21 protein-coding genes are annotated in these 19,654 nt (G+C 43.3%); 2 read left to right on the forward strand and 19 right to left on the reverse strand.

All coding sequences use genetic code 11. From position 1 onward, the window contains the following. Positions 1-329: 329 nt before the first annotated feature. The 4 genes from ffh to HMPREF9380_RS04610 form a co-directional block, all read right to left on the reverse strand. Positions 330-1,904 carry a signal recognition particle protein gene (gene ffh, locus HMPREF9380_RS04625; protein ID WP_002933779.1) on the reverse strand — a complete coding sequence of 525 codons (1,575 nt, stop codon included), beginning with the start codon at positions 1,902-1,904 and terminating at the stop codon, positions 330-332. A 28-nt stretch (positions 1,905-1,932) separates the two neighbouring features. Beyond that, positions 1,933-2,148 carry a hypothetical protein gene (locus HMPREF9380_RS04620; protein WP_002933780.1) on the reverse strand — a complete coding sequence of 72 codons (216 nt, stop codon included), beginning with the start codon at positions 2,146-2,148 and terminating at the stop codon, positions 1,933-1,935. Positions 2,149-2,152: 4 nt separating this feature from the next. Then, positions 2,153-2,485: a putative DNA-binding protein gene (locus HMPREF9380_RS04615; RefSeq protein WP_032907526.1), complete on the reverse strand. Its 333-nt coding sequence runs from the start codon at positions 2,483-2,485 to the stop codon at positions 2,153-2,155. A 152-nt stretch (positions 2,486-2,637) separates the two neighbouring features. Beyond that, positions 2,638-3,336, reverse strand: coding sequence for a GntR family transcriptional regulator (locus HMPREF9380_RS04610; RefSeq protein WP_002895508.1), 699 nt, complete (start codon positions 3,334-3,336; stop codon positions 2,638-2,640). A gap of 238 nt (positions 3,337-3,574) precedes the next feature. Here HMPREF9380_RS04610 and guaA point away from each other — a divergent pair, with 238 nt between their 5' ends. After that, a complete protein-coding gene (gene guaA, locus HMPREF9380_RS04605; RefSeq protein ID WP_002933781.1) occupies positions 3,575-5,137 on the forward strand; it encodes a glutamine-hydrolyzing GMP synthase in 1,563 nt (520 codons plus the stop codon). 87 nt (positions 5,138-5,224) lie between these two features. On the opposite strand, the gene HMPREF9380_RS04600 is transcribed toward guaA, so the two are convergent. The 9 genes from HMPREF9380_RS04600 to HMPREF9380_RS04560 all read right to left on the reverse strand — a co-directional run bounded on the left by HMPREF9380_RS04600 (position 5,225) and on the right by HMPREF9380_RS04560 (position 13,437). After that, entirely contained in the window at positions 5,225-6,205 is a 981-nt protein-coding gene (locus tag HMPREF9380_RS04600; protein ID WP_002933782.1) for a DUF1002 domain-containing protein, read from the reverse strand. Between the two features lie 274 nt (positions 6,206-6,479). Next, on the reverse strand, positions 6,480-7,334 hold the full coding sequence (locus tag HMPREF9380_RS04595; RefSeq protein WP_002933783.1) for an alpha/beta hydrolase: 855 nt from the start codon (positions 7,332-7,334) through the stop codon (positions 6,480-6,482). A gap of 114 nt (positions 7,335-7,448) precedes the next feature. Next, positions 7,449-8,051, reverse strand: a complete 603-nt coding sequence (locus HMPREF9380_RS04590) for a lysozyme family protein (protein ID WP_002933784.1) — start codon at positions 8,049-8,051, stop codon at positions 7,449-7,451. After that, positions 8,051-9,025: a nucleoid-associated protein gene (locus HMPREF9380_RS04585; protein ID WP_002915230.1), complete on the reverse strand. Its 975-nt coding sequence runs from the start codon at positions 9,023-9,025 to the stop codon at positions 8,051-8,053. The genes HMPREF9380_RS04590 and HMPREF9380_RS04585 overlap by 1 nt, the downstream gene beginning before the upstream one ends. A 1-nt stretch (position 9,026) precedes the next feature. Then, complete coding sequence (gene glyA / locus HMPREF9380_RS04580) at positions 9,027-10,289, reverse strand: serine hydroxymethyltransferase (protein ID WP_002933785.1); 1,263 nt, start codon at positions 10,287-10,289, stop codon at positions 9,027-9,029. Between the two features lie 47 nt (positions 10,290-10,336). Next, positions 10,337-10,927 carry an L-threonylcarbamoyladenylate synthase gene (locus HMPREF9380_RS04575; protein ID WP_002933786.1) on the reverse strand — a complete coding sequence of 197 codons (591 nt, stop codon included), beginning with the start codon at positions 10,925-10,927 and terminating at the stop codon, positions 10,337-10,339. Next, positions 10,920-11,750 carry a peptide chain release factor N(5)-glutamine methyltransferase gene (gene prmC / locus HMPREF9380_RS04570; RefSeq protein WP_002933787.1) on the reverse strand — a complete coding sequence of 277 codons (831 nt, stop codon included), beginning with the start codon at positions 11,748-11,750 and terminating at the stop codon, positions 10,920-10,922. The genes HMPREF9380_RS04575 and prmC overlap by 8 nt, the downstream gene beginning before the upstream one ends. Next, the gene (gene prfA, locus HMPREF9380_RS04565; protein WP_002933788.1) at positions 11,750-12,829 is read right to left on the reverse strand and encodes a peptide chain release factor 1; all 1,080 of its coding nucleotides are present in this window, start codon (positions 12,827-12,829) and stop codon (positions 11,750-11,752) included. The genes prmC and prfA overlap by 1 nt, the downstream gene beginning before the upstream one ends. Before the next feature lie 35 nt (positions 12,830-12,864). Continuing rightward, entirely contained in the window at positions 12,865-13,437 is a 573-nt protein-coding gene (locus HMPREF9380_RS04560; RefSeq protein WP_002933789.1) for a thymidine kinase, read from the reverse strand. A gap of 105 nt (positions 13,438-13,542) precedes the next feature. On the opposite strand from HMPREF9380_RS04560, the gene HMPREF9380_RS04555 reads away from it, so the two are divergent. Beyond that, a complete protein-coding gene (locus HMPREF9380_RS04555; protein ID WP_223310287.1) occupies positions 13,543-13,743 on the forward strand; it encodes a 4-oxalocrotonate tautomerase in 201 nt (66 codons plus the stop codon). Positions 13,744-13,765: 22 nt separating this feature from the next. On the opposite strand, the gene HMPREF9380_RS04550 is transcribed toward HMPREF9380_RS04555, so the two are convergent. The 6 genes from HMPREF9380_RS04550 to efeB all read right to left on the reverse strand — a co-directional run bounded on the left by HMPREF9380_RS04550 (position 13,766) and on the right by efeB (position 19,650). Further along, a complete protein-coding gene (locus tag HMPREF9380_RS04550) occupies positions 13,766-15,106 on the reverse strand; it encodes an MATE family efflux transporter (RefSeq protein WP_002933790.1) in 1,341 nt (446 codons plus the stop codon). A gap of 114 nt (positions 15,107-15,220) precedes the next feature. Continuing rightward, entirely contained in the window at positions 15,221-15,802 is a 582-nt protein-coding gene (locus tag HMPREF9380_RS04545; protein ID WP_032907395.1) for a xanthine phosphoribosyltransferase, read from the reverse strand. Positions 15,803-15,866: 64 nt separating this feature from the next. After that, complete coding sequence (locus HMPREF9380_RS04540) at positions 15,867-16,055, reverse strand: twin-arginine translocase TatA/TatE family subunit (RefSeq protein WP_002895542.1); 189 nt, start codon at positions 16,053-16,055, stop codon at positions 15,867-15,869. After that, complete coding sequence (tatC, locus tag HMPREF9380_RS04535; RefSeq protein ID WP_032907397.1) at positions 16,055-16,771, reverse strand: twin-arginine translocase subunit TatC; 717 nt, start codon at positions 16,769-16,771, stop codon at positions 16,055-16,057. The genes HMPREF9380_RS04540 and tatC overlap by 1 nt, the downstream gene beginning before the upstream one ends. Next, positions 16,764-18,464, reverse strand: a complete 1,701-nt coding sequence (locus HMPREF9380_RS04530) for an FTR1 family protein (protein ID WP_002933793.1) — start codon at positions 18,462-18,464, stop codon at positions 16,764-16,766. The genes tatC and HMPREF9380_RS04530 overlap by 8 nt, the downstream gene beginning before the upstream one ends. Next, a complete protein-coding gene (efeB, locus tag HMPREF9380_RS04525; protein ID WP_002933794.1) occupies positions 18,442-19,650 on the reverse strand; it encodes an iron uptake transporter deferrochelatase/peroxidase subunit in 1,209 nt (402 codons plus the stop codon). The genes HMPREF9380_RS04530 and efeB overlap by 23 nt, the downstream gene beginning before the upstream one ends. Positions 19,651-19,654: the final 4 nt, after the last annotated feature.

Consider the following 19,654-nt stretch of genomic DNA (forward strand, 5'->3'; position numbering starts at 1 on the left):
TATAATAGAAATCAAATGTTGTAGAAAAACTATAAACATAAAATATATCCAGTATTCACTAATGCATCCTATTATGTTAATGAAACTTAAAAAATGTACTAGAAAAATATATAGTAGAATATTCAAAAATACTAAATACAAGCTTTTTGGTACAGTTCTATTGATTATAGAAAATTTTATCAACAGTTTATCAGCACATCTTTGAAAAAAATCTCAATAAAAAATATAAGAGTAAGTAGAATATAACGCTAAAAATAAGCATATAATAAACCAAATATACCTTTACAAATAAACACAATTAAAACTAGTAAGAGAATAGTCAAGCCTCACTACTTCCGCTTCTTCTTGTTTTTCTTCATTTGCTTGGCCATTTTGTTCATGCTGCGACGCATTAGAAACTCTCCAGCCTTACCTTTGAGGCCGCCGCCAAACATTTGGCTCATATCCGGCATGCCGGCTCCTCCTAAGCCTGACATATCTGGCATACCGCCTTGGCCCATCATGCCTTCCAGAGCTGACATGTCGGGCATTCCTCCGCCACCAGGCATGTTCTTAGGCATATTGTTTGGATTGAGCCCCATTTGCTTCATCATCTTGCTCATATCGCCTGACAGAACGCCCTGCATCATCTGCTTAGCTTGATTGAAGTCTTTGATAAATTTATTGACATCAACGAAGCTGTTACCTGAACCATTGGCAATCCGACGGCGACGGCTAGGACTCAGCAAGTCAGGATTTTCCCGCTCAGCCGGTGTCATAGAGGATACGATAGCACGTTTGCGGGCAATTTCTTTTTCGTCCACTTTGATATTCTTGAGGGCAGGATTATTGGCCATACCTGGGATCAGCTTGAGCAAATCTTCCATAGGTCCCATGCCTTGTACCTGATCCAACTGATCAATGAAGTCGTTGAAATCAAAGGTGTTTTCCCGCATCTTTTCAGCCATTTCAAGCGATTTTTTCTCATCGTATTCTTGAGAGGCTTTTTCGATCAGAGTCAACATGTCCCCCATGCCCAAAATCCGGCTGGACATGCGGTCTGGGTGGAAGGTTTCGATATCAGTAATCTTTTCACCTGTACCAGTAAATTTAATAGGCTTACCAGTAATCTGACGGACAGACAGGGCTGCACCGCCACGGGTATCACCATCAATCTTGGTCAGGATAACCCCGGTTACTTCCAGTTGGCTGTTAAATTCACGAGCGACATTAGCTGCTTCCTGACCAATCATGGCATCGACAACCAAGAGGATTTCATTCGGATTAGCCAGCGTTTTGACATCTGACAGCTCCTGCATAAGCTTTTCGTCAATCTGAAGGCGCCCAGCCGTATCAATCAGGACATAGTCATTGTGGTTGGCTTTTGCCTGCTCCAGACCTTGACGGACAATCTCAACAGCTGGGACTTCTGTACCTAAGGCAAAGACAGGAACATCAATTTGCTGTCCAAGTGTTTTCAGCTGATCAATAGCCGCCGGACGGTAAATATCCGCCGCAATCATGAGAGGACGAGCATTTTCTTCTTTCTTGAGCTTATTAGCAAGCTTTCCGGCAAAGGTGGTCTTACCAGCCCCTTGCAGACCAACCATCATGATAATAGTTGGAATCTTTGGTGACTTGATAATCTCAGCAGTATCAGAACCCAGAATAGTTGTCAGCTCTTCGTCAACAATCTTGATAATCTGTTGCGCTGGATTGAGGGTGTCGATAACCTCATGACCGACAGCGCGCTCACGGACTTTCTTGATAAAGTCTTTGACAACCGGCAGAGCAACATCGGCTTCTAAAAGGGCCAGACGAATCTCTTTGGTTGCTTCCTGGACATCGTTCTCTGAGATTTTTCCTTTTCTGCGCAGATTTTTAAAGACGTTCTGCAAACGTTCCGTTAAACTTTCAAATGCCATTTTTTATTTCTCCTAGTTTCTATTTCAATCAATTCAGTGGAAATTTTCCAAAACGAGTTAAACAAGCGTATTCTTCAGCAGAGACTTCTTTCATAATCTCATTTGGGTAGCCCCAGCAGCTGAAGCCTTCTTGCATTGCCTTAGAAAGATCGTCAGGGGAGATGAGTTGTACCCTAGAAGGCAAAGGTTCTTCCGACTCCAACAACCAGCAAGACATTCCCTTGTAGATAACTTGTTTAGCCATATGGTCACTCCCTATTGTCAATACCAGACAGAATCCCAATCTGCTCCTGCAGATAGCTGTCGTCAGGGTATTTCTCTGTAATCTGGTCAAATATCTGACTTCTGACAATATAGTCCGAGTACATGTGCAGCTTTTTCTCATAGTCTTCCAGAATCTTCTCCGTCCGCTTGATATTATCATAAACGGCCTGACGGCTGACACCAAACTCCTCAGCAATCTCAGCCAGACTGTAATCATCTGCATAGTATAGCTCGATATAGTTCATCTGCTTGTCAGTCAAAAGCGCCGCATAAAACTCAAAGAGAGCATTCATTCGGTTTGTTTTTTCAATTTCCATAAGAAACATTATACCAGAAAAGCATGATAAACTCTAGTCTGACAAGGGAAATATACACTCGAAATATGAGATTGCAAAAGGTCAATCAGCTTTTTCTGCCGAGTGAAATACAAGATAAAAACCCTTGGTGATAACCAAGAGTTTTGCAATAATTAATTGTTTTCCAAATAAAATTCAAAACGATCGCCGACATACTGGCTTTTTACATATTCAAAAGCTGTTCCATCATCAAAGTAAGAAATCTGAGTCAGTCCTAAGATGGCATGACCGCGGGGAATATCAAGGTAATTGGCAATTTTTTCCTTAGCCAGTCGAGCATAAATCGTCTGCTGGGACTTGCCAATCTTATAGCCATGTTCCTGCAAGGTCTGAAAGAAATGACTGGTCACCTCTTCTTTTTTGAAATTCTTAATGAACTTCTCTGGAATTGAAGCCACCTCGTAGACCACCGGCAAATCGTCAGCATAGCGGACCCGCTCCATCCGAATGACATTTTCTGTCTTATGGATGCCTAGCTTCTCCACTTCCTGCTCGCTGGGCAGGGTACGCCGATAAGAAATAAGCTGACTGGATGGCGTTTTGCCTTGTGCCTTCATGATTTCTGTGAAGCTGGTGGTGCCGCGCATTTTCTCCTGAACACGTGTACTGGCAACGAAGGTGCCACTACCGACTCGACGCTCTAGCACTCCCTCATCAACCAAGAGTGTGATGGCCTGACGCAGGGTCATACGGCTGACCTTAAAGGTTTCGGCTAGATCTCGCTCACTGGGCAGCCGTTCCCCAATCTCCCAAACGGCATCGTCAATGTCTTTCTTAATCTGATCATGAATTTTGATATATGCGGGCAACATGTTGACTCTTCTTTCTTATTTGGTACCTTCCTTTATTTTAGTACCAAATACTTCAAATGTCAAACTAAATGATAGAGATCAGCTCTCAAATGCTTGCTTTTCTCACGATTCTAGCAGTTTAGCCAAATAAAGACTCATACTCGTTTTTTCATTACTCTTGCTCCTTATTACCTTGGAAAAATTCCTTTTTTGTGATAAAATGAGGGGAAAAGATTACTTCTTTTAAGAAAGGGAACAGATGACAACTAGAACTGAATTGCAAGATGTCGAAAAGATCATCGTGCTTGATTACGGCAGCCAGTACAACCAGCTGATTTCACGCCGCATTCGTGAAATCGGTGTTTTTTCTGAGCTCAAGAGCCACAAGATTACTGCAGACGAGGTCCGTGCTATCCAGCCTGTCGGGATTATCCTTTCCGGTGGTCCGAATTCTGTATATGAAGACGGCTCCTTTGATATTGATCCGGAAATTTTTGAGTTGGGAATCCCGATTTTGGGGATTTGCTATGGTATGCAGCTTTTGACTCACAAGCTGGGGGGCAAGGTTGTCCCTGCTGGTCATGCTGGAAATCGTGAATATGGTCAGTCAAATCTGTCACATACTGCTAATTCCAGCCTTTTCAACGGTACGCCTGAAAGCCAGTTAGTTCTTATGAGCCACGGAGATGCAGTAACAGAAATTCCCACTGACTTTGTCCGTACTGGTACTTCTGCTGACTGTCCTTTTGCAGCTATTGAAAATCCAACTAAGAAAATCTACGGCATTCAGTTCCACCCTGAGGTTCGTCATTCAGAGTTTGGTTATGATATCCTGCGCAACTTTGCTCTTAATATTTGTGGAGCTAAAGGCGACTGGTCTATGGATAACTTCATTGACATGGAAATTCAAAAAATCCGCCAAACCGTTGGTGACAAGAAGGTGTTGTTGGGACTTTCTGGCGGCGTAGACTCTTCTGTTGTCGGTGTTCTCTTGCAGAAAGCAATCGGCGATCAACTAATCTGTATCTTTGTGGATCATGGTCTTTTGCGTAAAGGCGAAGCAGATCAGGTCATGGATATGCTGGGTGGCAAATTTGGTTTAAATATCATTAAGGCTGACGCAGCTAAACGTTTCCTTGACAAACTAGCTGGTGTCTCAGATCCAGAGCAAAAACGTAAAATCATCGGAAACGAGTTTGTCTATGTCTTTGACGACGAAGCCAGCAAACTAAAAGATGTAAAATTCTTAGCTCAGGGCACACTTTATACCGATGTCATCGAATCCGGTACCGACACTGCTCAGACTATTAAATCTCACCATAACGTTGGTGGTCTTCCGGAAGACATGCAATTTGAGCTGATTGAGCCACTGAACACGCTCTACAAGGACGAAGTGCGTGCTTTGGGTACCGAGCTTGGTATGCCTGATGAAATTGTCTGGCGCCAGCCATTCCCAGGACCAGGACTTTCTATTCGTGTCATGGGAGAAATTACTGAGGAAAAATTGGAAACAGTCCGCGAATCTGATGCTATTCTCCGCGAAGAAATCGCCAAAGCTGGTCTTGACCGCGACATCTGGCAATACTTTACTGTTAATACAGGTGTCCGATCTGTTGGTGTCATGGGCGACGGCCGAACTTACGACTACACAATTGCGATTCGCGCTATCACTTCTATTGATGGTATGACAGCTGACTTTGCCAAGATTCCTTGGGATGTTCTGCAAAAAATCTCTGTTCGCATCGTCAACGAGGTGGATCATGTCAACCGTATCGTCTACGATATTACCAGCAAACCACCTGCAACTGTAGAGTGGGAGTAACAAACAAATCTTATTTTAAATGATAACTGTAAAAATAAACAAGGCTAGGACATTTTAGTCCTAGCCTTGTTTTATATAGTCTTGAAATTAACCGCCGAACAATCCTTTAAAGAAGTTGACAATGGCATTCCAGATATTAGAAAAGAAATTACCGCCTTCTTGAAGGAGGCCGTTTGCATCAAAGTTGAGGTTAATATTGTTAAAGGTATCCCCTGCTTTTGAAACGATGCTGTCTTTCAAGTCACTAAGTGTCTTTGTAAAGTCAGAATCTGTAATGACTCCACTGTTTGAAAGATTGACAGCGAAATTCACGATGAGGTTGATTTGGTCACTGGTCACTGACTGAGTCAGACCGTAGTTTTTCAAGGTTTCTTCAACAATCTTACGAACATCATCTGCTGTCAGATTGCTGTTGTTCTTCTTAGCATTGGCAATAGCCGCTTTGATATCAGCCAAGGCTACGTTGAGCTTGTCTGCGTCATAGCCTTCCTTACCTGTATTTTCAGCATTGATGCCAGAAAGGGCAGCCAGTTCTTCCTGTGCTAGATTTTTATTTTCCTGAGGAATGGTCGCGCCATTATCCTCTAGAGAGTAGTAAATCCCTGCCAAGGCGCTCTCACCTGTTACCGGAATTGGTGCTGCAACAGTAATCTGCGCGTGCTGAACACCCAGAGTAACAGCTGCATTGCGATACATATCTTCTGTAACCTTAGTGATATTTTGCGGAGTGACAATTTTGACCTCTAATGCCTTATTGCTGCCTAACTTCTGGATTTTTACAGAAGAATAAAGCTGCAGGCTAGGGTCGTTAGCAACATCCATGATTTTAGAGTAGACTTCTGGAGTCATGGTCTTAAGTGGCTTGCTGTCGCTGGATGAATTGTAACCCAACATCTGCAAGGTCTGCTGTTTTTGGTTCTCATCTAAGGAGTAACCTAGAACATACTCAGGCTGCACGTAAGTCTCATCAATGACTTTCTGAACATTTGAATCGGCAGCTGCGGTCGATACAGTAAACAGAGTAGCCAGCAAGGCTCCTGCTGTCATTAAAGTTTTTTTGAATTTCATATTTTTTCCTCTTTTCCTCCCGCTATAGTTTCCCAAATTCTATAGCGTTTTATAGAGCAAACTTCTTTCTGAGTGCCTCGAATTTCTGTTTCTTGAGTTTGCGATTTCCGCTCCTTTTGATATTCAGAGTGCTTCAGTTAAGTTGCTGCGATGATGGAGTTATTATTATCTCATCCATTAAGGGCTTGAGATAATAGATACATTTTACAACATTTCTCAAAGAAGTTCAAAGAAAAAACAGTCACTGATTTTGCTTGCCAGTAACTGCTCTTTTCTAATTTTTCCAAAGGAAGTCAATCAGCAATTCGTCTACTTCTGGATTCTCATGCAATTGGCTGTGCTGAGCCAATTGACCTGTAATTTTCTTTTCCTGGTAAGATTTAGCATTCTCAACTAGGAGATATTTGAGGCTGCGGGAAGAAGTATTGAGTACGGAGCCGTCGGATTCGTTTTTAAAATCACCGTAAATGTTCAGAACATCTACTTGTTCTTGCGGGTAAACTTCTCGTAATCCCAGTAGTTTTTGATAAGTCTGGCTCATAGCACTAGGCTTGCCAGTTTGGTCATTTAGGATTCTCAAATCTTCAGGTAAGTCCCTTCCTTGCAGACCATTAACATGGTTGGCAATATTGACCTGCTTTTGCAGCTCGGGTAGCTTTTCATCCTGACCGTTCTCCAGCATATAAAAGAGGATGGACATATTTCCCATCGAATGACCTACCAGATTCATCTTATCAAAGCCATAAGTTTCTTGTAGCTTACGAATCACAGCTGCTGCATATTTGCCGTCTTGAGCGTAGTCAGTATTGCGGTTATCTTCATAGTTTACCTTGATAATGGGATTGATAGCACCTTTCGGTATCTCTCCTAATAAGCTTACTTGACCGTTTTTACTGACATTTGCTGTGATAATTGTCTGAGTGACTCCAGCCTTTTTGGCTGCCTCTGTCATATGATTTTCAGCATTAGAGCTGGATCCAAAACCGTGGAAAAACAAGGTCGGCGTTGTTGACTGCACAAATTGTTTTGTATTGAGGCTAGTGGCTTCTTTATGGTTGTAAAAAGCTGTTAGACCGGCAATTGTCACTAAAACCAGAATAAGGAGCTTAAAAGCAAGTTTCTTGTTCATTTTTCATTCCTTTTTAAGATAGATGTACAAAATTATATCATGTATCCATCGTGGTTACAAATATCCGGATTATTACTTCACCATCAAAAAAGAAAGAAGCTTGAAAACTTCTTTCTAAAACCATTTTAAGAGGCGCATGATGTGCATGTTCATCTTGACCTGACGGGAATAATAATAATTACCGCCGTTGATATAGAGCTCTGGACCGTGGAAAATTGAAATCAGGTTATAGTAGCCGTAGGTCTTGCCAGTTACATTTCCTAAGCTTGGCGCCACTACTTCTTTGGAATATTTCTTGGCCAGCTCTAGCGTATTTTCGCCACCATTTTTAGCGACGTAGTCGATATAGGCCTGACCGAAATTATAGGCTTGTACTGCTGTCCAAACATCTACCTTTTTCTCGCTGGCTAACTCCAGGTTATCAGATAAGGTTTGGACGCCCTGGCGAATACTTTCTTTGTTGTCCGTGATGGCATTGGTCTGACCAGTCGCGCTTTCACTTGACTGCATGACATCGGTGTCTTTTCCCTTGGTTTCTGTATAAATCATGGCCAGTACCAATTCTTCATTGGCCGCTGTATCCTGCTCGTCCAGCACTTCTCTGACTAAGCTCTGATACTTCATGACTTGCTTGACATCATGATGAACCTGATAAATCTTGTAGCCAGCAAAGAGCACGAAAAGGACTAAAATCAGTCTTCTTAGAAATTTAAACATTATTTATTTTGGATATCCTCGATGTTCTTAATCAAAATAGAATAGGTCCCGTTGTCGTTCTGGATAAATTCTACCGACTCTGCGTCCTGATAGATATTATTGGGAACGATGAGCTCAATTCCGTTTGAAAGGGAGAGTTTCTGATTTTCGAACTTTTTCTTCTGGCGGCTGCTGTCAATCTCATCAAACTTGACTGGCTCAGGAATAGCTTCCTTGACTTGGTCAATAAAGGTAAGTCGGGCAGTCAAATTACTGTCAAAAAGATCATCGGCCAACTTCTCAGGCGACAGTTCGTCATTTTCTTCCAAATTTTTGAAAATACTGGATTTGACCTTGGACTGAAACTGAAAATCGTCTTTATTAAAGCTTTCGGCAACCTTCTGAGCCGTCTTCTCAAGCGCTTTAATTGATTTCTTGGCTGAGATTGTCGGATTGACCTGCAAGAGATTGTCTGACATATAATTGAGAAAGGCTCCGTTATACTTGATGCGTTTTTCAATCAGATGGTACTTGCGAGACTTGAGATTAATGACCAAAGCCTCGTCTGCCCCCGTACCAAAGCCAGGCAGATTGTTCTGCGTCAGCTTGATAGGATTGTCCACCTCTCCACCCAAATGGGTCAGAGTTTCCCGTAGAGCAATCCGCAGAAAAGCGAAGTGCTCCACACCTTCTTTGTCAAACTGGACAAAAATCAGATCGTTGGTTTTCTGGTTTTCACTGACAGAAAACTCCTCCTGCCAAAGCTTGGCCACTGTCACTGATGTTTCCAGTAGGTCGTCTGAAAGCTGGGCTAAAAAGACGTTTTCGGGATCGAAAACACCTGTTTTAGCATCGTCAGAGTAGACCCTCTCAATCTTCTTGCGCAGGTATTCTTCAATCTTGGGAGTAATGTTGAGAAACTTATCCGCCAGCAGCAGTTCGGTATCAGCTGGGCTGAATTGATGAATAATTGCTTTTTTTACGTAAATATCCATCTTAGTTTAAGCCCTCATAGAGTGGAAAAGCGTCCGTTAGTTCGCGAACTTCCGCCCGCACTTGATTCAGCACTGCTTCGTTTTCAGCGTTTTCCAGAGCCTTGATAATAAGCTCGGCTACCTTGATACTTTCTGTTACACCAAAGCCTCGAGCTGCAATGGCTGCTGTACCGATACGAATCCCGCTAGTCTTAAATGGTGACAAAGTCTCATAAGGAATGGAGTTTTTATTAAGGGTAATATTGACTTCATCCAAGAGATTTTGCGCTACTTTCCCATTTTCTACAACCTTAGTAACATCCACCAAGAAAAGGTGATTTTCAGTACCGTCAGAAATCACACGGAACTTATCATGCTGACGGAAAACTTGGGCCATAGCTTGGGCATTATCCAAAATCTGCTGTGCATAAACCTTGAAAGCTGGGTCCAGTACTTCTTTGAAAGCCACAGCTTTGGCTGCAATGACGTGTTCCAATGGTCCGCCTTGAATGCCTGGGAAGATAGATGAGTTGATTTTCTTAGCCAATTTTTCATCATTTGTCAAAATCAATCCACCGCGAGGTCCGCGCAAGGTCTTGTGTGTCGTTGTTGTTGTGATATCCGCATAAGGCACAGGGCTTGGATGGAGACCAGCAGCAACCAAACCAGCGATGTGAGCCATATCTACCATAAGCTTGGCACCCACTGCATCAGCGATTTCACGGAATTTTGAAAAGTCAATGATATGAGAATAAGCTGAAGCCCCCGCCACAATCAGTTTAGGCTGAACCTCTTTGGCTTGCTGAAGGATGGCATCAAAGTCCAGTAATTCTGTTTCTGGATCAACACTATAGGATACAAAATTATAGGTTTGGCCAGAGAAACTGACTGAGGCGCCGTGAGTCAAGTGACCACCGGCAGACAGATCCATGCCCATAACTGTATCGCCTGGCTCAATCAAAGCCATATAAGCAGCACAATTTGCCTGGCTGCCTGAGTGAGGTTGCACATTGGCAAACTTGGCACCAAAGATTTCCTTGGCACGCTCAATTGCCAGACTCTCAATCACATCCACTACATCTGTCCCACCATAGTAACGGCGACCTGGATAACCTTCGGCATATTTATTGGTCAAAATAGAGCCTTGAGCAGCCATGACAGCTTTAGAAACGACATTTTCTGAAGCGATCAGCTCAATATTATGCTGCTGACGTTCTTCTTCTTTAGCAACTGCTTCCCAAATCTCTGGGTCAAATACTTTGTAGTCTTCTTGGTCAAAAATCATAAGGTGTCTCCCTTCTTTTGCGAAAATAGGACCTAAGGTCCTAAAAGTTAAAATTTTATATCATTTACCTGGGCGAGAATATCCTCGCGAGTAATCGCTCCTTGGCGTAAAATAAGAGCCTTTTCTCCAGACAAGTCCAGAATAGTTGAATCCTGACCTGTCAGAGCAGTATCATCTTCTACTCCCGAGACTTGCTCTTGAAAATCCATCATAATCTGCTGGAAAGAAGTTCCACTAGCTTTTCCAGAAAGATTGGCGGATGGACCAATCAAGGGACCGTACTTGCGAATCAAGTCAAGCGTAACCGGATGCTTAGGAATCCGAAAGCCCACAGTTTCCATACCTGAGTTGATCCAAGTCGGCACTCGGTCATTGGCTTGGAGGATAATAGTCAGCGGCCCAGGCAGAAAGGCTTGATAGAGTTGCTTCAGATAACTGGGCTGGTTCTTAGAAAAAGCATAAATCTCTTCTATGCTAGCCACATTGAGATTAAGAGCCTTGTCACGAGGTCTTCGTTTTAATTCGTAGACTCGCTCAACTGCCTCTTCATTTAAAGCCTGAGCAAAGAGGCCATAAACAGTTTCTGTCGGCAGGACAACCGCTCCACCTGCTACCAGAGTCTTTTCTATCTTATCCATTGTCCATCGCCACCATTCTATCTTTGCCAAATTGATCTTTCAGGACTCGGATTCGTTTTTGAGGGAAGTTTTTTTCCAGCAACTCCCTGATGCCATCTCCTTGCTTGTAACCAATTTCCAGATAGATTTTTCCTTTTTTTGTCAGATAGTCTCCTGCTTGCTCGGCTATTTTCCGATAGACGGCATAGCCATCTTCCTCCGCAAAGAGGGCCATGTGAGGCTCTGAGGTCAAAACATTGAGTCCAACTTCGTCTTTATCTGCTTCTGAAATATAGGGCGGGTTGGAGACGATAATGTCAAATTTTCTTTGAATTGCATCCAAGCAATCAGACTGGACAAAAACAAGGTTAAGTCCGCTGGATTGAGCATTTTCTGTTGCCAAGGAAAGAGCATCGCCAGAGAGATCAGAAGCAGTAATCTGCCAGTCTGGACGGCTGTTTGCCAGTGCAAGAGCAATGGCTCCGCTCCCCGTTCCGATATCTAAGACAGATAGAGATGTTTCGGGATTTTCTGACAAAATCAGGTCCACCAACTCCTCCGTCTCAGGCCTTGGAATCAACACCCGCTCGTCCACCTTAAGAGTCAGGCCGTGAAAGTCACTGCTGCCAATGATATACTGGGCTGGCTTGTGAACAAGCAGCTGCTCTTGAATAGCTTTTAGCTGGTCACGGTCTTTTTGACTTACTTCTGCCCTAAGTTTGAGAACAAAGTCGGTAAAGGAGAGCTTATTAAGAGCCCTATAAACGAAAGACAGACTTTCTGCTTCTTCTCCAGCTGCTACTAACTCCTGCTCTAGCTCAGCCAAATATTGAGCCAATGTCATTATTTATTCAGCTCTTCTAGTTTTTGCGTTTGGTCATAGAGAACCAGAGCGTCAACGACTTCATCCAGTTTGCCAGCTAAAATCGTGTCCAGCTTTTGCAAGGTCAAGCCGATACGGTGATCTGTCACTCGATTTTGCGGAAAATTATAGGTGCGAATCCGCTCTGAGCGATCACCTGTACCAATTGTGGACTTGCGCTCTGCATCCTGCTCATCTTGAGCAATTTGAGCAAAGTGGTCTGCTACGCGGGCTCGGATGATTTTCATAGCCTTATCTCTATTCTTCTGCTGGGTTCGCTCTTCCTGCATTTCGACCTTAATATTGGTTGGCAGATGGACGATTCGAACAGCAGTCGCAACCTTATTGACGTTCTGTCCGCCTGCACCAGATGCGTGGTAGATATCAACGCGCAGATCTTTAGGATCAATGTCGTATTCTACTTCTTCGATTTCTGGCATCACCAAGACAGTTGCTGTTGAAGTATGAACGCGACCTTGGCTTTCGGTCACAGGAACCCGCTGTACACGGTGAGCGCCAGATTCATACTTAAGCTTTGAGTAGACCGACTGACCTGAGACCATAGCGACCACTTCCTTAATCCCACCTACACCATTATAAGAGGCCTCCATGACTTCGAAGCGCCAGCCTTGGCTTTCAGCATATTTTTGATACATCTGCAAGAGGTCTCCTGCAAACAACTGCGCTTCGTCTCCTCCCGCAGCACCGCGGATTTCAAGGATAATGTTCTTGTCATCGTTGGGATCCTTAGGTAAAAGAAGGATTTTTAGTTTTTCCTCGTATTCTTCTTTTTCAGACTTGGCATCTTTGAGCTCCTGCTTGGCCATTTCTTCTAAGTCAGCATCACCAGAGGCGTCTTTTATCATTTCTTCGGCGTCTGTAATGTTTTGCAGGACTTTTTTATACTCGCGGTAAGCCGTCACTGTATCGCGGGTGCTGGCTTCTTCCTTAGAAAGCTCCATAAAACGCTTGGTATCGCTGACTACATCTGGGTCGCTTAAGAGTTCACCAAGTTCTTCGTAGCGATCTTCAACCGCTTGTAACTGTTCATAGATGTTCATATATTTTTCATCATCTCCTTTTTTCTATCGTTGGATTACTTAATGTCGGGGTTAAAATAATGCTTGCGGCAGACAGAGATATAAGTCTCGTGGCCGCCAATTTTGATCTGCTCACCATCATAAACTGGCTTTCCGTTATCAGTCCGTAAAACCATGGTAGCCTTACGAGAGCAATATTGACAAATGGTTTTAATCTCCTCAATCTTGTCAGCCAAGAGCAAGAGGTACTTGGAGCCTTCAAAAAGTTCATTGCGAAAGTCGTTTTTAAGACCAAAAGCCATAACCGGAACATCCAGCTCATCCACCACTCTAGCCAAATCATAGACATGATGGCGTTTCAAGAACTGAGCCTCATCAATCAAAACGCAATAAGGCTTCTCAGGCAGCTGCTGAATATAGCCAAAAATATCCGTCTGATCTTCAATAGCCATAACATTCCGCTTCATACCGATACGACTAGAAACGACACCAAAGCCATCGCGGGTATCAACAGCCGAGGTCATGATAACCACGCTCTTGCCTTGTTCTTCATAATTGTGGGCGACTTTTAAAATCTCAATGGTCTTGCCCGAATTCATCGTGCCATATTTGTAGTATAACTGAGCCATAATTTAAATCTTTGCTAATTCACTATCTCCATTTTTACTTCACATTATTTTACCATAATTCACTACTCTTTAAAACCTCATTTATGATAAAATAATGATAAAGAAATAAAGGAGGCAGAAAATATGCCATTTGTTAGAATTGATTTGTTTGAAGGACGTACTCTGGAGCAGAAAAAAGCTCTTGCCAAGGAAGTAACTGAAGCCGTTGTCAGAAATACTGGCGCACCTCAGTCTGCTGTCCATGTCATTATTAACGACATGCCAGAAGGAACCTACTTCCCACAAGGTCAAATGCGGGAAAAATAAAACAAAGCAGCTAGTTGTTTAATTAGCTGCTTTTCTTTTGAATTTTATTAAGCCGCCACTGAAAGAGAATGCCACTCGTCACCAAGCTGGCAATGAGACCAATCCAGTATCCATAAGGGCCTAAACTAGTATAGTAATCTAAGAAGAGCCCCAGAGGCAGCGAAACTCCCCAATAAGCAATCAAACCTAAGTAAAATGGCACCTGAGTATCCTTGTAGCCCCGAAGAATACCCTGCAAAGGAGCCGCAAAAGTATCTGCTAATTGGAAAAAGAGGCTGTAGGTCAGAAAAACAGATGTCATACGGATAAACTCGGTATCCGACCCATAGAGAGCAGCCACACGGTCGCGTAAGATATAGAGAAAGAGGAAAGTAAATCCAGCAATTCCCAAGGCCGTCAGCCGCCCAAGTTTACAGAATTTCTTAACATCGTCAGGACGATTGGCTCCAATTTCATAAGAAACGATAATAGACATTGAGGTTGAAATACTCATAGGAAAGGCATACATTAAGTTTGAAAAATTCATGGCCGCCTGATGGCTGGCAATGATTAATGACGAAAACTTAGCCATGACCAGGCCAACAACCGAGAAAATCACAACTTCTGCAAAAAACGTTCCGCCGATAGGAATACCAAGTCGAATGCCTTCGATGAAGCCTTTTTTGTCTAGGGGTCGAATCTTCCATAGCTCATAGACTCGAACTTTTGGATGTTTGACTGCTACTAATAAGGATATGAGGAGCAAAACCCAATAAGCCAAAGAAGTCCCAAGTCCAGCTCCAGCTCCGCCCATTTCTGGAAAACCAAATGCTCCGTAGATTAGGGCATAATTAAAAGTGCCATTCAAAGGCAAAAGTAAGAGCATGAGATACATGGAAAGCTTTGTCAATCCTAGAGCATCAAACAGAGAACGAATGGTGCTAAAGAGTAAAAGAGGAATAATACCAAGCGCCAGATACCAGAGATAGTTCTTAGCTACTCCTTCTACCAAGGGCTCTAAGCCAAGGTGGGCCAAAACCAGAGGAGCGCCCATAAATACCAAGGAAAATAAAATTAGTGAAAGTCCCAAAGAAAGATAAATAAACTGATAAAAATCAGAAGCAATCTTTTCTTTTTTCCCCTGTCCTAAATGATGCCCGATTATAGGAACCAAGGCCGACACAATCCCTATCAGCAGGTCGAAAAATGGAATCCAAAGACTAGTTGCCATAGAAACACCAGCCAGATGCAAGGTGTCATACTGGCCAGTCATGGTCGTATCAACAAATGAGGCAGAAAAATTGGCCAGTTGGTAGATCAAAATTGGCAAAAAAATAGAAATAAAGAGCCGCATCCGCTGATTTAAATTATGAGTTTGGTGCATAGAAATCCCTCAAAAACTTTTTCTACCCAAGTAAAATCAATGAGCTTAGATTTTAGAATATCAACTATCTTTACTATACTATAAGCCAGACAGATAGTCAAAAGGAAAAGGAAATTATATATCTGCCTCGGCGAAGACAATCTGCCCCTTCTCAAATCCTGCGATTCGCGCCAAAGAAAGGACACGATAGCCAACTGTTTCTAAAAGCTTGCGGCCATCCTGAAACGATTTTTCAATGACAATGCCAACTGCTTCAACCTGCGCTCCTGCTTGCTCAATAATGGTAATCAATCCTTTGGCGGCCTGACCATTAGCCAAGAAATCGTCAATAATCAGCACCTTATCATCAGAGTTGAGAAATTTCCCAGCAATCGAAACGGTCGAAGTCATTTGCTTGGTAAAAGAATAAACTTCGGCCGTCAAGATCCCTTCTGTCATCGTGATGTTTTTGGCCTTCTTAGCGAAAATCATTGGTAGACCCAGCGCCTCTGCTACGTAGACAGCCGGAGCAATACCAGAGGCCTCAATGGTCACTACCTTGGTAATTCCTACGTCCTTTACCACCTCCGCAAAGACCTGGCCAATCTCTTTCATCAGAGAAAAATCAACCTGATGGGTCAGAAAAGAGTCAACTTTCAAAATATTTTCATCTAACACTTGTCCATCTCTGAGAATTCGTTCTTCTAATTTTTTCATTCGTACTCCATTCATAAGCTATCTTGACTCTAGCAAAAAAAGCACAGATATACGTGCTTTTCCTTTACTCTTTTTCATTTTTATTCTCGGTCTTTTCTTCTTCTCCAGCATGATTGACTGCTTTTTTGAATTCTGAAAACATTTTACCGATAGATTGCCCCAGTTCGGGCAGGCGTTTTGGTCCGAAAATAAGCAGGGCGCCCAGAATAATAATGATTACCCCAGGTACTCCGATATCTTTTAAAAGTCCCATTAATTTCTCCTCGTTGATTTTCTTTGATAAATGATGCGGCTAAGCAGGATGCTGACTTCATAGAGCAAAATCAAAGGCACTGTCATAGACAAGTCGCTGATAAAGTCGGCGGGTGTCAGGACAACAGCTAAAACAAGCAAGATGAAGTAAGCGTATCGTCTATATTTTACCAAAAATTTCGGATTGAGCAAACCGATAGAAGTCAGAAAGGACACCAGAACCGGCAACTCAAAAAGGCAGGCAATCGGAATAGTGGTATGAAAGACGAAACTAAGATAATTCTGCGCTGTCAGTCGTGTCTCAAAGAGGCCCTCACCTAGCGACAGCAAGACCTGCAAAATAGCTGGAGTCACAAAGTAAAAGCCAAAAGCCAGTCCCAGAACAAAACAGAGAAAGGTAGCTGGGATATAGGCGAAAACAGCTCGTGCTTCATTGGCTCGCAAAGCTGGTCGGACAAATTCCCAGACCTGATAAACAAGAAATGGCAAGGTCAGGGAAAAAGCGACAAGACTAGCCAGACTGATATAAATCCAAAGGATATCATCCGGCCCCAACACCAGCAGCTTCTGCTCAAAATTACTGGTCAGCCATCGATAAATATCGGCTGAAAAGAGCAAGCCAACCAGAAAAACCACGAAGAAGCAAGCTAATACCGCTAGAAAACGCTGTCTGAACTCAATCAAATGCTCAATAATAGTCTGCTCTTTTTTATCCATGCTGCTGCTCGCTTTTCTGATTTTTCCAGCTAACATAGACAACCAGCAGGATAAAGAGGGCCTGACTAACTACCACTTCTAGGCTTGGATAAATCCCCATCCAGTCTACTGTCACAAAGCCATTGATTAAGTGAGTCGGTAGGATATTGGTCAGCTGAAGGGCATGGATGCTGACGCCCAGCATTTTAAAGGCCAAGGCGTAGATTAGCCAAGTCAGCCAGAAGAAAATGCTGTGTGGCTTGAGAAGACCTGAAGCCTTGCTCATGATAAAGGCCAGCAAAACCAAGACCAGAACAGCCAAGCCGATTCCCAAAAGGAAATCAGTCATAGTGATGCGCGGCAGAATTCCTGCATAAAAGAGGATAGTCTCAGCCCCTTCACGGAAAACTGCCAGAAAGCTAAGAGCAAACATGGAAAGAAAACTGCCTGTGGCTGTTACAGCCTTCATTTGGCTTTCCATAAAGTCGTTCCACTTCTCAATAGATGCCTTGCTGTGCAGCCAGATACCAACCAATATCATCATGGCGACAGCGAAAATTCCCACTGCACCCTCGATAATCTCACGATTGGATCCAGAAGCAACTGCTGGGAAAAGAAACTGTAGCAAAGCTGCAATCACAGCGCTGGCTAGAACTCCACTCGCTGCCCCGGCATAAACCCATTTGAGCCCTTTTTTCATCTTAGAGGCTTTCAGAGTCGTTATCAAAGCCATGACGATCAAGAGCGCTTCTACACCCTCACGCAGTAAAATCAGCATAGCATCAAAGAAATGATAGGAAGCTGTTGTGTCAATCTCTGACAGTTCACTAATCAAGGATTCTAGCTGCTTTTGATACTTCTCTTCGCTACCCTTGACCATAATAACAGGCGTCTGACTCTCGACCTTGGTATAAAGCGAAGGGTTATTGACGCTGACATCTCCTTCTATCGTTGGCCAAATGGTGATGAACTCTTTCATCTTGGCAGCAGCCTTTTTATCATCTTCGCTTTGAAAGAGACTTAAGGCCTCCTCTAGGAGCTTAATCCCATCTTTCAGCGTCAGATTGCCAGCAGCTTCTTGGACTTTCTCACCTTTGACAAAATTATCAATGGCGGTTTTCAAATCATCAAAAGAAGACTGAATCATGTCAAAGTTAGTAGGCTCCGTCTCAATGGCAATGCGCAGGAATGAAATGGCTGTTTCTACCTTGCCATAATGAGCTGTGCTGTTGTCTCGCACCACGCTTTCATTGGTAGTCCAGGTGCTATTCATCTTCTTGTATGCTTCTCTTGTCGCTTCTAAATCCTTAGCACTAATTGCCTTTTGTAGATTTTCAAATTTTGGCTCTAGCTTACTGAGAAGCTTCTTTTTCTCAGCCTCTAAGTCGACTGGATTCTGCTCTTTCTGAAATTTCAAGAGGGCAGAAGAAATCTGTGTCAGCTTCTCCTCCGTCACCTGACCCGATAAATCTAGTGCCTTACTTACCTCTTGTCCCGCTGCTGAGTCATGATTAGTCACCTTTTCAAAGTCAGTCTTGATCTCTCCGACTAGCTGCTTGGCTTTTTCCTGGTCCTTCTGCTTGACTGCAGTGCTGGCATCAGTAATTTTGACGAATAGACTACTGTAGCTATCATCCGCTAAAACCGGCTTAGCCAAAAAGATTAGCAAGAGCCCTAATATCAACAGACTGTTATTCAAATAATTTTTGACCAAGGTATTCTCCTTTTTTCACTCCACCAAAGCAGGCAAACAAGCCACTGCCAATATGCGTGACGTATTCATTCATCTTATCTTGAGCGCCTAGATTAGTCAGAACTTTGACAAAGCTGTCAGGATCTTTCTGGAAGGAAAGAAAGAGTAATCCTGTGTCGAACTGACCAGTAGTTTCGTCAATCCCGTCCGAGTAAGAGTAAGACCGACGATATATGGGTTTATCAACCTCCTTGGCCAGACGGACATGTGAATCCTCTGGCAACAGGTCCAAGTCAACCTCATCAAACTCGTCTTTCTTGCCAAAAGGCGCTCCGCTATCTTTATAGCGGCCAAAAGTGTTTTCCTGCTCCTGCAGATTGGTCCGATCCCAGGTCTCAAGGAACATCTGGATCCGGCGGACAGCCATGTAAGAGCCACCCTGCATCCAGTCCTTGTTGTCGCACCAAATGACCTTGTCAAAATCTTTTTCCTTGGTCACATTGGCCGTGCCGTCCTTAAATCCAAAGAGATTACGAGGCGTTGACATCCGGTCTCCGATAGCAGCAAAGCCTGACTGACTCCACCTCATAGTGATGGCATTTCTGCCCTTGCGGATTAGATTGCGGACTGCATGAAAGGCCACCTGCTCATCATCTGCACAGGCCTGAATGACAATATCGCCACCCGTATATTTTTCTTTAAGCTGCTCCTTTGGAAAAGGCGGCAAATCCCGAAAAGCCTTAGGTCGTTTGTCCGACAAGCCCATTTTTTTCAGAAAAGAAGCTGAGACCCCAAAGGTCAAAGTCAGTCGATAAGGGGTGAGACCAACAGTTTCTCCAGTATCCGTTGGCGGCAAAAGAGCATTGGAATTATCTTTTTTGACCAATTCTCCATCTACCAGCTTCTCACTGTAGGCTGTCCAGTCCTTGAAGAGCTGGATAATGGTCCCTCTATCTGTCGTATGCAAATCCAGAATAACAAAGTAGATATTCTTCTGCATCGGAGTTGTAATACCCGCCTGATGCTCTCCATAAAAGCTGATTTCTTCCTCACCGTCAGCGAATTTCTTATCTTCCTTGGCCTGATTAGCGAAAAAAGCAGATGCACCAGAGACACCCAGTGCAAGACCAGCGCCTCCAATCCCTGCTTTTTTAAGAAATTCACGACGATCCATCTTTTTATTAAACCATTTTTCGTCGTTTGTCATATGA

Source organism: Streptococcus sanguinis SK49, assembly GCF_000212815.1.
Taxonomy (GTDB): domain Bacteria; phylum Bacillota; class Bacilli; order Lactobacillales; family Streptococcaceae; genus Streptococcus; species Streptococcus sanguinis_C.

Coding starts and splice junctions, on each gene's coding strand:
- ffh (WP_002933779.1), bottom strand. CDS start 1,904: ATGGCATTTGAAAGTTTAACGGAACGTTTGCAGAACGTCTTTAAAAAT.
- HMPREF9380_RS04620 (WP_002933780.1), bottom strand. CDS start 2,148: ATGGCTAAACAAGTTATCTACAAGGGAATGTCTTGCTGGTTGTTGGAG.
- HMPREF9380_RS04615 (WP_032907526.1), bottom strand. CDS start 2,485: ATGGAAATTGAAAAAACAAACCGAATGAATGCTCTCTTTGAGTTTTAT.
- HMPREF9380_RS04610 (WP_002895508.1), bottom strand. CDS start 3,336: ATGTTGCCCGCATATATCAAAATTCATGATCAGATTAAGAAAGACATT.
- guaA (WP_002933781.1), top strand. CDS start 3,575: ATGACAACTAGAACTGAATTGCAAGATGTCGAAAAGATCATCGTGCTT.
- HMPREF9380_RS04600 (WP_002933782.1), bottom strand. CDS start 6,205: ATGAAATTCAAAAAAACTTTAATGACAGCAGGAGCCTTGCTGGCTACT.
- HMPREF9380_RS04595 (WP_002933783.1), bottom strand. CDS start 7,334: ATGAACAAGAAACTTGCTTTTAAGCTCCTTATTCTGGTTTTAGTGACA.
- HMPREF9380_RS04590 (WP_002933784.1), bottom strand. CDS start 8,051: ATGTTTAAATTTCTAAGAAGACTGATTTTAGTCCTTTTCGTGCTCTTT.
- HMPREF9380_RS04585 (WP_002915230.1), bottom strand. CDS start 9,025: ATGGATATTTACGTAAAAAAAGCAATTATTCATCAATTCAGCCCAGCT.
- glyA (WP_002933785.1), bottom strand. CDS start 10,289: ATGATTTTTGACCAAGAAGACTACAAAGTATTTGACCCAGAGATTTGG.
- HMPREF9380_RS04575 (WP_002933786.1), bottom strand. CDS start 10,927: ATGGATAAGATAGAAAAGACTCTGGTAGCAGGTGGAGCGGTTGTCCTG.
- prmC (WP_002933787.1), bottom strand. CDS start 11,750: ATGACATTGGCTCAATATTTGGCTGAGCTAGAGCAGGAGTTAGTAGCA.
- prfA (WP_002933788.1), bottom strand. CDS start 12,829: ATGAACATCTATGAACAGTTACAAGCGGTTGAAGATCGCTACGAAGAA.
- HMPREF9380_RS04560 (WP_002933789.1), bottom strand. CDS start 13,437: ATGGCTCAGTTATACTACAAATATGGCACGATGAATTCGGGCAAGACC.
- HMPREF9380_RS04550 (WP_002933790.1), bottom strand. CDS start 15,106: ATGCACCAAACTCATAATTTAAATCAGCGGATGCGGCTCTTTATTTCT.
- HMPREF9380_RS04545 (WP_032907395.1), bottom strand. CDS start 15,802: ATGAAAAAATTAGAAGAACGAATTCTCAGAGATGGACAAGTGTTAGAT.
- HMPREF9380_RS04540 (WP_002895542.1), bottom strand. CDS start 16,055: ATGGGACTTTTAAAAGATATCGGAGTACCTGGGGTAATCATTATTATT.
- tatC (WP_032907397.1), bottom strand. CDS start 16,771: ATGGATAAAAAAGAGCAGACTATTATTGAGCATTTGATTGAGTTCAGA.
- efeB (WP_002933794.1), bottom strand. CDS start 19,650: ATGACAAACGACGAAAAATGGTTTAATAAAAAGATGGATCGTCGTGAA.